This window comes from Streptomyces sp. NPDC020192 (genome assembly GCF_044388685.1).
In the GTDB taxonomy this organism is placed as follows: domain Bacteria; phylum Actinomycetota; class Actinomycetes; order Streptomycetales; family Streptomycetaceae; genus Streptomyces.
In genome coordinates this window covers 19,732-32,389 of sequence record NZ_JBIRXG010000017.1, presented here as the reverse complement: position 1 = coordinate 32,389, position 12,658 = coordinate 19,732, and the positions used below count along the sequence as shown (strand labels likewise).

10 protein-coding genes are annotated in these 12,658 nt (G+C 71.1%); 7 read left to right on the top strand and 3 right to left on the bottom strand.

From position 1 onward, the window contains the following. Positions 1-151: 151 nt before the first annotated feature. On the bottom strand, positions 152-1,318 hold the full coding sequence (gene xylA, locus ACH47Z_RS29365; RefSeq protein ID WP_399078901.1) for a xylose isomerase: 1,167 nt from the start codon (positions 1,316-1,318) through the stop codon (positions 152-154). 121 nt (positions 1,319-1,439) lie between these two features. On the opposite strand from xylA, the gene xylB reads away from it, so the two are divergent. The 7 genes from xylB to adh all read left to right on the top strand — a co-directional run bounded on the left by xylB (position 1,440) and on the right by adh (position 10,768). Next, positions 1,440-2,894 carry a xylulokinase gene (gene xylB / locus ACH47Z_RS29360; protein ID WP_399078899.1) on the top strand — a complete coding sequence of 485 codons (1,455 nt, stop codon included), beginning with the start codon at positions 1,440-1,442 and terminating at the stop codon, positions 2,892-2,894. A 34-nt stretch (positions 2,895-2,928) separates the two neighbouring features. Further along, a complete protein-coding gene (locus ACH47Z_RS29355; RefSeq protein WP_399078897.1) occupies positions 2,929-4,137 on the top strand; it encodes an ROK family protein in 1,209 nt (402 codons plus the stop codon). A gap of 269 nt (positions 4,138-4,406) precedes the next feature. Further along, entirely contained in the window at positions 4,407-5,891 is a 1,485-nt protein-coding gene (locus tag ACH47Z_RS29350) for an APC family permease (RefSeq protein WP_399078895.1), read from the top strand. Between the two features lie 92 nt (positions 5,892-5,983). Then, a complete protein-coding gene (locus ACH47Z_RS29345; RefSeq protein WP_399078893.1) occupies positions 5,984-6,997 on the top strand; it encodes an acetamidase/formamidase family protein in 1,014 nt (337 codons plus the stop codon). Positions 6,998-7,088: 91 nt separating this feature from the next. After that, complete coding sequence (locus tag ACH47Z_RS29340) at positions 7,089-7,742, top strand: N-acetylmuramoyl-L-alanine amidase (protein ID WP_399079211.1); 654 nt, start codon at positions 7,089-7,091, stop codon at positions 7,740-7,742. A gap of 153 nt (positions 7,743-7,895) precedes the next feature. Further along, entirely contained in the window at positions 7,896-9,188 is a 1,293-nt protein-coding gene (locus ACH47Z_RS29335; RefSeq protein WP_399078891.1) for a GAF domain-containing protein, read from the top strand. A 56-nt stretch (positions 9,189-9,244) separates the two neighbouring features. Beyond that, positions 9,245-10,768 (top strand): aldehyde dehydrogenase, encoded by a 1,524-nt coding sequence (gene adh / locus ACH47Z_RS29330; RefSeq protein WP_399078889.1) that lies wholly within the window; start codon positions 9,245-9,247, stop codon positions 10,766-10,768. A gap of 162 nt (positions 10,769-10,930) precedes the next feature. Here adh and ACH47Z_RS29325 read toward each other — a convergent pair whose 3' ends face one another. Together ACH47Z_RS29325 and ACH47Z_RS29320 are read right to left on the bottom strand one after the other, a co-directional pair. Next, positions 10,931-12,319, bottom strand: a complete 1,389-nt coding sequence (locus ACH47Z_RS29325) for a tyrosine-type recombinase/integrase (protein ID WP_399078887.1) — start codon at positions 12,317-12,319, stop codon at positions 10,931-10,933. Continuing rightward, positions 12,316-12,513 carry an AlpA family transcriptional regulator gene (locus tag ACH47Z_RS29320; protein ID WP_079161627.1) on the bottom strand — a complete coding sequence of 66 codons (198 nt, stop codon included), beginning with the start codon at positions 12,511-12,513 and terminating at the stop codon, positions 12,316-12,318. Before ACH47Z_RS29320 ends, ACH47Z_RS29325 begins: the two co-directional genes overlap by 4 nt. Positions 12,514-12,658 lie beyond the last annotated feature (145 nt).

The following is a 12,658-nucleotide window of genomic DNA, read 5'->3' as shown; positions in this document are numbered from 1 at the left end:
ACGGTCTCGGTGGTGGCCGCGGGCCGTGGCCGGGCTTCCTGCCGGTCGGCTCCGCAAGAACTCGACCAGAGGAAGGGAGAGCGGCTCACTGTCCGGCCGCTCTCCCCGGACCCTCGCTTGCCCCGACAGGAGCACGCGCGCGTGTGGCCGTTCAGCCACGCGCCCCGAGCAGGTGGTCCATCGCCAGCTGGTCGAGCCGCTCGAAGGCCATGCCGCGTGCGGCCGTCGCCTCCACGTCGAAGTCCTCGAAGGCCGTACGGTCGGCGAGCAGGGCCTGCAGGCCGTCGGCAGCGGTCGGCTGCGCCAGCTGGTCCAGGCGGGAGGCACGCAGCGCCTCCTGGACCTCAGGGTCGGCCCGGAAGGCTGCCGAACGCTCCTTCAGGATGAGGTAGTTGCGCATGCAGCCTGCTGCCGACGCCCACACTCCGTCGAGGTCCTCGGTCCGCGGCGGCTTGAAGTCGAAGTGCCGGGGGCCCGCGTAGCCGGCGCTCTCCAGCAGGTCGACCAGCCAGAACGCCGCCCGCAGGTCGCCGGCGCCGAACCGCAGGTCCTGGTCGTACTTGATGCCGGACTGGCCGTTGAGGTCGATGTGGAACAGCTTGCCCGCCCACAGGGCCTGCGCGATGCCGTGCGGGAAGTTCAGGCCGGCCATCTGCTCGTGCCCGACCTCCGGGTTGACGCCGTACAGCTCGGGGCGCTCCAGGCGCTCGATGAAGGCCAGCGCGTGGCCGACGGTGGGCAGCAGGATGTCGCCGCGGGGCTCGTTGGGCTTGGGCTCGATGGCGAAGCGGATGTCGTAGCCCTGCGAGGTGACGTACTCGCCGAGGAGGTCGAAGGCCTCCTTCATGCGGTCCAGGGCCGCGCGCACGTCCTTGGCTGCACCGGACTCGGCACCCTCGCGCCCGCCCCAGGCGACGTAGGTCTTCGCGCCCAGCTCGACCGCGAGGTCGATGTTGCGGATGGTCTTACGCAGCGCGTAGCGGCGCACGTCCCGGTCGTTGGCGGTGAACGCGCCGTCCTTGAAGACGGGGTGCGTGAAGAGGTTGGTGGTGGCCATCGGGACGCTCATGCCGGTCGCGTCCAGGGCCTGCCGGAACCGCTTGATGTGCGACTCGCGCTCGGTGTCCGAGGCGCCGAAGGGGATCAGGTCGTCGTCGTGGAAGGTCACCCCGTAGGCGCCCAGCTCGGCCAGGCGCTGGACCGTCTCGACCGGGTCGAGGGCGCGGCGGGTGGCGTCGCCGAACGGGTCCCTTCCCTGCCAGCCGACGGTCCACAGGCCGAAGGTGAACCTGTCCTCGGGGGTGGGCTGGAAGCTCATGCCGCGGCTCCTTGCTGCGTTGCGACTATTTCGTCATGGCCGTTTACAAATTAGTATGCCCGCGCACCGCTGGGAAGAGACAAGATGCAGATACCGCACATCCGCGGAAGAGGAGAGCCCGATGTCAGCAGCCGAGGGTCCGCTCGTCGTCGGCGTGGACACATCCACCCAGTCCACGAAGGCGCTGGTCGTCGACGCGTCGACCGGGCAGGTGGTGGCGAGCGGCCAGGCGCCGCACACCGTGTCCTCGGGCGCGGGCCGGGAGAGTGATCCGCGTCAGTGGTGGGACGCGCTGTGCGAGGCGTTGCGCCAGTGCGGTGACGCGGCGCACGAGGCGGCGGCGGTGTCGATCGGTGGCCAGCAGCACGGCCTGGTCACCCTGGACGAGCGCGGCGAGCCGGTGCGTCCGGCGCTGCTGTGGAACGACGTCCGCTCGGCGCCGCAGGCCCGTCGGCTGGTGGAGGAACTGGGCGGGCCGAAGGCCTGGGCGGAGCGCACCGGCAGCGTGCCCGGCGCGTCGTTCACCGTCACGAAGTGGGCCTGGCTGACCGAGCACGAGCCGGAGGCGGTCCGCGCGACGAAGGCGGTACGGCTCCCGCACGACTACCTCACCGAGCGGCTGACCGGGCAGGGCACGACCGACCGCGGCGACGCCTCGGGCACCGGCTGGTGGGCGTCCGGGACGGAAGCCTACGACGAGGAGACCCTCGCGCACGTCGGGCTCGACCCGGCGCTGCTGCCTCGGGTGGTGCGACCGGGCGAGGTGGCCGGCACCGTGCGTGACCGCCATGACCTGCCGTTCTCCAAGGGCACGCTGGTCGCCCCGGGCACCGGTGACAACGCGGCGGCGGCGCTCGGACTCGGCCTGCGGCCGGGCACTGCGGTGCTCAGCCTCGGCACGTCCGGCACGGTGTACGCCGTCTCCAGGCACCGCCCGGCCGATCCGACCGGCACGGTGGCGGGGTTCGCCGACGCGCACGGGGACTGGCTGCCGCTGGCCTGCACCCTGAACTGCACGCTCGCGGTGGACCGCGTCGCGGCGCTGCTGGGCCTGGACCGCGAGGCGGTGGAGCCGGGCGGCTCGGTGACCCTGCTGCCGTACCTGGACGGCGAGCGCACCCCGAACCTGCCGCACGCCTCCGGGCTGCTGCACGGCCTGCGCCACGACACGACCGGCGGCCAGCTGCTCCAGGCCGCGTACGACGGTGCCGTGCACGCGCTGCTCGGCGCCCTCGAACTGGTCCTGGACGAGGACGCGGACCGCGGCAGCCCGCTGCTGCTGATCGGCGGCGGGGCCCGGGGGACGGCCTGGCAGCAGACGGTACGGCGGCTGTCGGGACGGCCCGTCCAGGTGCCCGAGGCCCGGGAACTGGTCGCCCTCGGGGCCGCCGCTCAGGCCGCGGGCCTGCTGACCGGCGAGGACCCGGCCGCGGTGGCGCGCCGCTGGAACACGGCCGCCGGCCCGGTGCTGGAGGCGGTGGAGCGGGACGAGGCGACGTTGGAGCGGATCACCGGGGTACTCTCCGACGCGGCCCTGCTGCTGGAGCGGGGGACGGACACCGGGCCGCACGCGTGATGCCGGGCGGCGGACAGCGAGGATTGACGCAGGCATGACCGCACCGCTGCACGAGGCGCGTCCGCCGGGCGCCGGACGCGCCCTGCCGGACACCCAGCAGGGCATGCGCCGTCGCAATCTGGCCCGTGTGATGCACGCGGTCAGCGCCGAGGGCTCACTGTCCCGGGCCGCGGTCGCCTCGCGCATCGGGCTGACCCGAGCGGCCGTGTCAACGCTGGTGGACGAGCTGATCCGCTGGGGTCTGCTGGAGGAGCTGGGTCCGGAGCGGCCGGGCCGGGTGGGCCGGCCCGGGTCGGCTCTCGCGGTGAGCGGCCGCGGTCCGGCGGGGATCGGGGCCGAGATCGGCGTCGACCATCTCGCGGTGTGCGCGGTCGACCTGCGGGGCACGGTGCGTGCCCGGGCCGAGCGACGCGGGACGAACCGGGGCCGGGCGCCGCAGGCAGTGGCGGCGGAGCTGACGACGCTGGTGCGCCGGGTCGTCGCGGAGGCGGAGCGGGAGGCACTGTGGCCCGCCGGGCTCGCGGTCGCCGTCCCCGGACTGGTGGCCCGGGACGGCCGTACGGTCGTGCGCGCCCCGAACCTCGACTGGCACGACACCGACGTCGGCGCCCTGCTGCCCGGCGAGTGGCCGCTGACCGTGGGCAACGAGGCCAACTACGGTGCCCTGGCGGAGCTGTGGCTCAGTGAGGACACCCCGCGCGACTTCCTGCATGTGTCGGCCGAGATCGGCATCGGTGCCGCGGTGGTCGTGGACGGCGGACTGCTGCGCGGCACCCGGGGCTTCGCGGGCGAGCTGGGCCATGTGCCCGTACGGCCGGACGGCCCGCCCTGCCCGTGCGGCGGCCGCGGTTGCCTGGAGCAGTACGCCGGCGAGGAGGCGGTGCTGCGCGCGGCGGGGCTGGAGCCGCGCGGGGACAGGGTGGGCCTGCTCGCGGGGCGCGCCGAGAAGGGCGACGAGAGCGTACGGGCGGCCCTGCGGGACGCCGGCGCGGCGCTCGGCATCGCGCTGACCGGGGCGGTTAACCTGCTCGACCCCGAGACGGTGGTCCTGGGCGGCGCCCTGGCCGGCCTGTCCCCCTGGCTGCTGCCGTCCCTGGAGACGGAGCTGACAAGCCGTACGGCGGGCCCGCCCTGCCCGGTGTCCGTGTCCCGGCTGGGTCCGCAGGGCCCTCTGCTGGGGGCGGCGCACTCGGTCGTCCGGTCCGTGCTGGACGATCCGGCGGTGGTGGCGGAGCGGTCCTGACGGTCCTGGCGGGCGCCGACGGGCCCGACTCGCCCGGCACTGACCCGGCCCATGCCCCGGAGTCACCCGATCGGGTGGCCGAGTTATCCACAGGCGGCGGGCTGTCCACGGATCCACCGCTCGCCCTTCTTCCCAACCGGCCCGCGCCGTACCGTGATTCACGCGAGGCACTGCCGACGGACCCGTCGTGGACCAACGGAGTGCCAGCGAGATGACGGCATTTCACACACGTCGGGTGGCAGTGGGCTGACACGTATCGGGGGACGGGCATGCACGGGGAGACGAGCGGGGCGCTGCGGCGCGACGCGATCGGGTTGCGCGAAGTGCTGTTCCAGAGCGTCACGGCGATGGCGCCGGCCGCCGCGGTGGCCGCGTCGATCCCGTCCGGTGCCGCGTTCGCGGGCGGCAGCCTGCCGCTGGCGGTGCTGATCGCGCTGGTGGCCTGCCTGTTCACCGCGTCGTGCGTGGCCGAGCTGGCCCGGGAGTTACCAGCGGCGGGCTCGGTGACCACGTACGCGGCACGCGGGCTGCACCCGGCGGTGGGCTTCCTCGTCGGCTGGGGCTACGTCTTCGTGGAGATGCTGGTTCCGCCGCTGCTGCTGTTGCAGCTGGGCTTCACGGCGGCCGGCACACTGCACGAGGAGTGGTCCTCGTATCCGGCCGGCCTGTGGTGGCCCTGGTCGCTGGCGGGTGCCGTCGTGATCGCCGTCGCCGGTTACCTCGGCATCCGGGCGTCGGCCCGCTTCGGGACCGTCCTCGGAGTCTTCGAGATCCTCGTCTTCCTGGTCTTCGCGATCCTGCTCATCGGCAAGGCGGGCAGCACCAACACCCTGTCGGTGTTCGGCACTTCGCACACCGCCGACGGTCACGCCGGGTTCAGCGGCGTGTTCGCCGGATCCGTCTACACGGTGCTGGCGTTCGCCGGGTTCGAGGCGGCGGCGCCGCTCGCCGAGGAAACGCGCGACCCCCGGCGGACGATGCACCGCGCGGTGCTCGGAGCGGCTCTGGGGATCGGCCTGTTCTATGTGATCACGACCTATGCGATGACCGTCTACTACGGCCCGGACCGCTTCGCCAAGTTCGGCGCGTCGGGCGGGGCGTCGTGGGAGGGCGTCGCCCGGGCCTCGTTCGGCCTGTTCTGGGTGCTGGTGTTCCTGGCGGTGATCAACTCCACGATCGCCAACGCCAACGCGTGCGCCAACGTCTCGACCCGCACGGCGTTCGCCCTGGCCCGGATCCGCGTCCTGCCCGGACTGCTCGCCACGCTGCATCCCCGGCGCCGCTCCCCCGTGGCCGGTATCGCGGTGCAGACCGTCGTGGCGGTCGGCGCGGTACTGGGGCTCGGTTTCGCCTACGACCCCGTGACCGCGTTCCTCTTCCTGGCCACCGTGATCGTCACGGTCGTCGTCGGGGTCTACATCGTCGTGAACCTCGCCTGCGCGGGCTATTTCCTGCGGGCCGGCCGGGGCACCGTCAGGCCGGTGCGGCATCTGCTGTTCCCGGTGCTGGGCATCGCGGCGTTCGTCCCGGCCCTGCTGACGGCCGCCGGCCTGCCGGTCTTCGACTTCGTGACCGCGCTCACGGCCCCTGTGTCCTACGCCGGTCCCGTCGTCGGCGTCTGGATGGCGGCGGGCGTGGTGGTGCTGCTCCTGCTGATACGGCGTCATCCCGACCGAATAGCCGAGACCGCGCGGGTGCACCTCGACCCGTACGACCCTGCCGATCACCGGCAGGACGGGGCCGTGCCCAGCTGACCCGCCACCGGGCCGCCGCGCTCCCCCCAACCGGCCGAAGCCCCCTCGGCTCCTCGACCCATGCCCCCCTGCCAGAAGGGACCATCGTCACGATGACCGACCCCCGGATCCTCACCGTGCGCCCGGAACCGGACCAATACGCCTGGACGTTCGGCGGAGCGGCGCCCGTCGCGCGGATCACGCCCGGCACGGTGCTCGACCTGTTCACGGAGGACTGCTTCGCAGGCCGGGTCCGCTCCGAGAAGGACCTCGTCTCCGAGGTCTGCGAGTTCCCGTTCCTCAATCCGCAGACCGGCCCCTTCCACATCGAGGGCGCGGAGCCCGGCGACACCGTGGCCGTGCACTTCGTGTCGATCGAACCGGCCCGCGACTGGGCGGCCTCGACGACGGTCCCGCTGTTCGGCGCGCTCACCTCCACCCACACCACGGCCACGCTCCAGCCTCCGCTGGCGGAGCGGGTCTGGATCTGGCAGCTGGACCGTGAGCGGCGCACCGCACTGTTCCAGGCGCGGGACAGTGACATCGAGGTCGAGCTGCCCCTTGACCCGATGCACGGGACGGTGGGCGTGGCTCCCGCCAATCTGGAGGTGCGCTCGGCCCTGGTCCCGGACGCGCACGGCGGGAACATGGACACGCCCGAGATGCGGGCCGGCGTCACCTGCTACCTGGGGGTCAACGTCGAGGGCGCGCTGCTCAGCCTCGGCGACGGGCACGCCCGGCAGGGTGAGGGCGAGACCTGCGGGGTGGCCGTGGAGTGCGCCATGAACACCGTCGTGATCGTGGACCTGCTCAAGGACGTCGCCACCCCGTGGCCCCGGCTGGAGTCCGACACCCACATCATCTCGACCGGCTCGGCCCGCCCGTTGGAGGACGCGTTCCGGATATCGCAGCTCGACCTGGTGCGCTGGCTGGTCCGCGACTACGGATTCAGTGAGCCGGACGCGTACCAATTCGCAACCCAGGCGGTCGAATCACCGTTGGCCAACGTGTGCGACACGAACTACACGTGCGTGGCCAAGCTCCGTAAGGAGTGGCTGCCCGCGCGCGAGACGTACCAGGGCGTGCACGCGCGGCTGAGGGAGACCGCGCGAGCCCTGCGCGGCTGACACCGGCGCCCCGCCCGTCCGACACCTCCCCTTTCTTCCCTCCGCCCTCCGCTCTTCCCTCCGCGACTCCTGAAAGGCCCCGACGATGGACATGGATCCGGCCGGCCCGGCACAGCCGGACGAACCGGCACGACCGACACCCCCGGCCCGCCCGGCGACCTCGCGCCTCAGCCGGCGTCGGCTCCTGAAGGGCGCGGCACTCGCCGCCGTCCCCTATGCGCTGCTCCCGGATCCGCGGGCCGGCGCACAGACCGGGTCCGTGGACTATCCGCCCGCCGAGTGGCAGCCGGCGAGCAGTTCCAACTACACCTCGTCCGACCGTCCCGGCAGTTATGCGATCGACCGTGTGATCATCCACGTCACGCAGGAGACGTACGCCAACACGCTGGCGATCTTCGCCAATCCGCAGAAGAAGGTGTCCGCGCACTACCTGGTCCGGTCGGCGGACGGGCACGTCGCCCAGTGCGTGCACGAGGCCGACATCGCCTGGCACGCGGGCAACTGGGACTACAACACCCGCAGCATCGGCATCGAGCACGAGGGATGGGTGGACCAGCCGTCCTATTTCACCGACGCCCTCTACGAGCAGTCCGCCAGACTGACCGCGGCGACCTGCGACAAGTACGGCATCCCCAAGGACCGGGAGCACATCATCGGCCACTACCAGGTGCCGGGCACCGACCACACCGACCCGGGGCCGAACTGGGACTGGGTGCGCTACATCCGGCTGGTCAACTTCGCCTAGCGGACGGGAGAGGAGGTAGGGGGACACGGCGTCGAAGACCGGAGGGCCGCCGAAGCCGAGCCAACCAGCGCCCAAGAGGTTGTCCGCACGAACACTGCGAGTGACGATGGTCCCAGCCGCATCACCGTCCTTTCACCGTCCGGGGAGGCCGAGTTGACCGATCCGTGGGTGGCCCTGGAACCGGGGGCTGACCCCGCCGAGCGGGTCCGTGTGCTGCGCCGGGCGCACGAGACGTTCACCACCGTGGGTACGGTGCCCCGGCCGGTGCGGTCGGTGGTGGCGGAGTCGTGGCGGCGCAGCGCCCGGGCCGGTGTCGGGCCGGACGGCACCGCCAGCGTGGAGCTGACCGGCGGCGATCTCGGCGCCTACCGCACGGAGCACCCGCTGGCCAGGGTGATGCCGCTGTTCCGGGAACTGATGGGCACGTTCGCCGCCGACGGCGAGCATCTGCTGGCGGTGTGCGACGCACACGGCAGGCTGCTGTGGGTCGAGGGGCACCGGGCGACGAGGCGCCGGGCTGACGGGATGAACTTCGTGCCGGGGGCGCGCTGGTCGGAGACGGCGGTCGGCACCAACGCGCCGGGCACCGCGGTCGCCGTGGACCGGCCGGTGCAGGTGTTCGCCACGGAGCACTTCATACGGCGGGTGCAGCCGTGGACCTGCGCGGCCGCGCCGGTGCACGATCCACGCACCGGGCGGGTGCTCGGCGCCGTCGACATCACCGGTGGTGACGGGCTGGCGCATCCGCACAGCCTCGGGTTCGTACAGGCGGTGGCACGGGCCGCCGAGGCCCAGCTCGCGCTGCTCGCACCACCGCGGAGCACCGCGGACACGCCGATGCTCGGCGCGCTGGGCCGGGACGAGGCCGAACTCGTCGTGGACGGCCGACGAACCCGGCTCAGCCGCCGGCACAGCGAGATCATCGTCCTGCTCGCCCGGCATCCCGAGGGGCTGAGCGGCGACGAGCTGCTGTGCGCGCTGTACGCGGACGAGTCGGTGACCCCGGTGACCCTGCGGGCCGAACTGGCCCGGCTGCGCAGGCTGTTGGGGCCGGGGCTGCTTGCCTCACGGCCGTACCGGCTGACGGCCGCGGTCGAGTCGGACGTCACCGTGGTGGAGCGGCGACTGGAGGCGGGGGCGCTCACGGCGGCGGCGAAGGCGTACTCCGGCCCGTTGCTGCCCGGTTCGCAGGCGCCGGCGATCGTACGGCTGCGGGAGCGGCTCGCGGACGGGCTGCGCACGGCGCTGGTCGCGCACCGCGACCCCGACCTGCTGGCGGACTGGGCGCACGCGCCCTGGGGCGAGGACGACGTGGCGGTGTGGCGGGCGCTCGCGGCGGTGCGCCCCACAGCTGCGGTACGGGCTCGGCTCGCGGCGCTGGAGGAAGAACTGACGACACCGGGGCGGACCGGCGGTGCAACGTACTTGCAACGTCCGCCCGCCTAGCCTCACGCGGAAAGCTGCCCAACGGCGGGCAGCGCTGCACCGGGAGGCAGACCAGCATGACTCGTTACGCGGCGCCGGGCACCGAAGGCGCGATCGTCTCCTACCAGGCGCGCTACGACCACTTCATCGGCGGGGAGTACGTGCCGCCGGTCCGCGGGCAGTACTTCGAGAATCCGTCGCCGGTCAACGGACAGCCGTTCACCGAGATCGCGCGCGGCACCGCAGAGGACGTCGAGCGGGCGCTGGACGCGGCGCACGAGGCCGCGCCCGCGTGGGGCCGTACTCCGGCGGCGGAGCGCAGTGACATCCTGCTGAAGATCGCCGACCGTATGGCGGCCCACCTGGAGCCGCTGGCGGTGGCCGAGAGCTGGGAGAACGGCAAGCCGGTCCGGGAGACGCTGGCGGCCGACATCCCGCTGGCGATCGACCACTTCCGGTACTTCGCGGGGGCGATCCGGGCGCAGGAGGGGTCGCTCAGCGAGATCGACGACGACACGGTGGCATACCACTTCCACGAGCCGCTCGGAGTGGTCGCGCAGATCATCCCGTGGAACTTCCCGATCCTGATGGCGGCCTGGAAGCTGGCGCCGGCGCTCGCCGCGGGCAACGCGGTCGTCCTCAAGCCGGCCGAGCAGACCCCGGCCTCCATCCACTACTGGGTCGGCCTGATTGCGGACCTGCTGCCGCCGGGCGTGCTGAACATCGTCAACGGCTTCGGTGTCGAGGCCGGCAAGCCGCTGGCGTCCAGTCCGCGGGTGGCGAAGGTGGCGTTCACCGGGGAGACCACGACCGGGCGGCTGATCATGCAGTACGCCTCGGAGAACATCAAGCCGGTCACCCTCGAACTCGGCGGCAAGTCGCCGAACATCTTCTTCGACGACGTCTGGGCGCACGATGACGACTTCCGAGACAAGGCGCTCGAGGGCTTCACCATGTTCGCGCTCAACCAGGGCGAGGTCTGCACCTGCCCGTCCCGGGCGCTGATCCAGCGTGGCCACTACGCGGACTTCCTCGATGCGGCGGTCGCCCGCACCCGGCAGATCAAGCCGGGCCACCCGCTCGACACCAACACGATGATCGGCGCCCAGGCCTCCAACGACCAGTTGGAGAAGATCCTCTCCTACCTGGACATCGGCCGGCAGGAGGGCGCGAAGGTCCTCACGGGCGGGGAGCGCGTCGAGTACGACGGCGAGCTGAAGGGCGGTTACTACGTCCAGCCGACCATCTTCGAGGGCGACAACCGCATGCGGATCTTCCAGGAGGAGATCTTCGGCCCGGTCGTCTCGGTGGCCTCCTTCGACGACTTCGACGACGCCATCAAGATCGCGAACGACACGCTGTACGGGCTCGGCGCGGGTGTGTGGACGCGGGACACCAACACCGCCTACCGCGCGGGCCGCGCGATCCAGGCGGGCCGTGTATGGACCAACTGCTACCACGCCTACCCGGCGCACGCGGCGTTCGGCGGCTACAAGCAGTCCGGGATCGGCCGCGAGACGCACAAGATGATGCTGGAGCACTACCAGCAGACCAAGAATCTTTTGGTGTCGTACTCGCCGAAGAAGCTCGGCTTCTTCTAGACGCACGAGAAAAGGCGCCTGACCTGGTCTTTTGCCGGTCAGGCGCCTTCGACGGAGCCTGCTCAGAGCGGGGCCCGGTTTACGTTGTAACTCCCAGTTCCTCCCACCGCTATCCCGCTCCTGACCAGTGCTTCCGGACCAGTCACGGACCAAAGCCCCCGGTTACCCAGCAGGTGCCGCGTCCTGGCTGACGCGGTCCCACTCCTGCATGGACTGCTCGATGAGGCGGTTGGCCTGCTCCCGGACGCCGTCCAGGAACTTGGCGTAGTGACGGAAGAGGACCTCGATGCTCTGGCCCGCGCGGCGAGCGCATTCGGCTGGGTCCACACCTGAGTACAGCCAGAACGAGATCCCAGCGTGCCGGAGATCGTAGGGCCGCTTGGCCAGGCCGGAAGCGAGCTCCGTGCGGGTGAGAACGTACTTCCGTGCCCGCGCCCACGTCGTGCCATACGCAGCTGCATCCACGTAGTTGCCGGCCTGGTTCCGAAACAGCCGACCGTCAGGCGCCACGCCGAACCGTGCGATGTGTGCATGGAGGATCCGCACGAACTGCGGCGGGATGGGCACGGGCCGCGTGGCTGTAGCCGCACGACGCTTAAGCGAGTGCACCTCATGCACCGCGCCGTCGTCCGTCCACTCCTTGCCTGCGGTCACGATCCCGCCCGACAGATTGAGCAGCCCCCACCCGGTCTCGGGGAGATGGCACTGCTCGAGACGGAGGTGAATGACCTCGGCCGGCCGCATCGCGGCGTAGTACATGCAACCGAAGAACGCCTCCAGGTGAGGGCCTCGCCCACGCTGCTGAGCAACCGCGGCGAGTAGCCGGGCGACCTGGGCTGGATTGGGAACGGAAGCGGGGTCTACCTCCTCGTTGGCTGCCGGAGCGCTCCACCTGAGCCCGTTGAGCGGGTTCTTCGAGAAGTACCCTTTTTCTACTGCGGTGTTGAGGACCTCGTTGAAGGCGGCTCTCTTGCGCCGCGCCGTCTTGGCTGCAGCCGCCTTACCGTCCAGCTTGCGACACAGTGCGTCCAGCGCCCGTCGCAGCACATCGGCTTCCGCGAGAGCGCTAACAGGCAGGGAGTTCCGCTTAATCCACTCCAGGGCCTTCCGCCACTCCTCAGTCGGCTCATGTGCCCACGCCTTCTCGTTGAACGCCCACGAGTAGAGGGCGCGGCGCAGCACCCGCGGCTCCGGGTAGAACGCGCCAGGGTGCACCAGGGCAGGCGTGATGGTGGCGAACGCGTCGGCCAGGGTACGGCGGGTGTTTCCCGGCGTACGGTCCCATCGTTGGTCAAGGTATTCGTGGGCAAGGTCGTACCACGTCGTCCTCTGCTTGATAGCTCGCAGCTCGGACGCTGGCAAACCCGTATGCGTATCGAAAGGCTCGCCGTCGCGCGCTGCCGTCATCAGCTTTGCGCGTCTGCTGTCAGCGAGCCCGACGGTCATGAATGACTCTGATTTTTCTCGCCCGTCTACCGTCCACCGGACCATAAACGGCTTGCGCCGATCGGGGCGCTCACGTATGTCCCAGAAGCGGACATTGTAACTCATCGCCAAGTATCAGAATCTCTTTCGCACATATCCCACCAGGCATCCAGGTCAGCGCGGCGACAACGGAGTTCACCATTGGGCAGCTTGATCATGTGGGGCGCTTGCCCGCGAGCGCGCATTCGATAGAACGCCGACGGACTCATACGGATCTCCGCCAGGACCTCGGCGAGCTTCAGCGCCGGTGGACGAGCCATGAAATATCACCTTCGAATCGGGAGGCTTCATGCTGGAAATCCAGACCCACATCGGTGCGCGACACTGATCTCCGATTCTGCACGAGCACACATCGTGGTGTGGACGACAAGACGCAGCTAAGTAGCATCGGGAGATACAGTGAGG

What these genes read in the sequence shown, in the direction of transcription:
- ACH47Z_RS29350 (WP_399078895.1), top strand. Translation starts at nt 4,407, where the DNA reads ATGCACGGGGAGACGAGCGGGGCGCTGCGGCGCGACGCGATCGGGTTG.
- ACH47Z_RS29355 (WP_399078897.1), top strand. Translation starts at nt 2,929, where the DNA reads ATGACCGCACCGCTGCACGAGGCGCGTCCGCCGGGCGCCGGACGCGCC.
- ACH47Z_RS29340 (WP_399079211.1), top strand. Translation starts at nt 7,089, where the DNA reads ATGGATCCGGCCGGCCCGGCACAGCCGGACGAACCGGCACGACCGACA.
- adh (WP_399078889.1), top strand. Translation starts at nt 9,245, where the DNA reads ATGACTCGTTACGCGGCGCCGGGCACCGAAGGCGCGATCGTCTCCTAC.
- ACH47Z_RS29325 (WP_399078887.1), bottom strand. Translation starts at nt 12,319, where the DNA reads ATGAGTTACAATGTCCGCTTCTGGGACATACGTGAGCGCCCCGATCGG.
- xylA (WP_399078901.1), bottom strand. Translation starts at nt 1,318, where the DNA reads ATGAGCTTCCAGCCCACCCCCGAGGACAGGTTCACCTTCGGCCTGTGG.
- xylB (WP_399078899.1), top strand. Translation starts at nt 1,440, where the DNA reads ATGTCAGCAGCCGAGGGTCCGCTCGTCGTCGGCGTGGACACATCCACC.
- ACH47Z_RS29320 (WP_079161627.1), bottom strand. Translation starts at nt 12,513, where the DNA reads ATGGCTCGTCCACCGGCGCTGAAGCTCGCCGAGGTCCTGGCGGAGATC.
- ACH47Z_RS29345 (WP_399078893.1), top strand. Translation starts at nt 5,984, where the DNA reads ATGACCGACCCCCGGATCCTCACCGTGCGCCCGGAACCGGACCAATAC.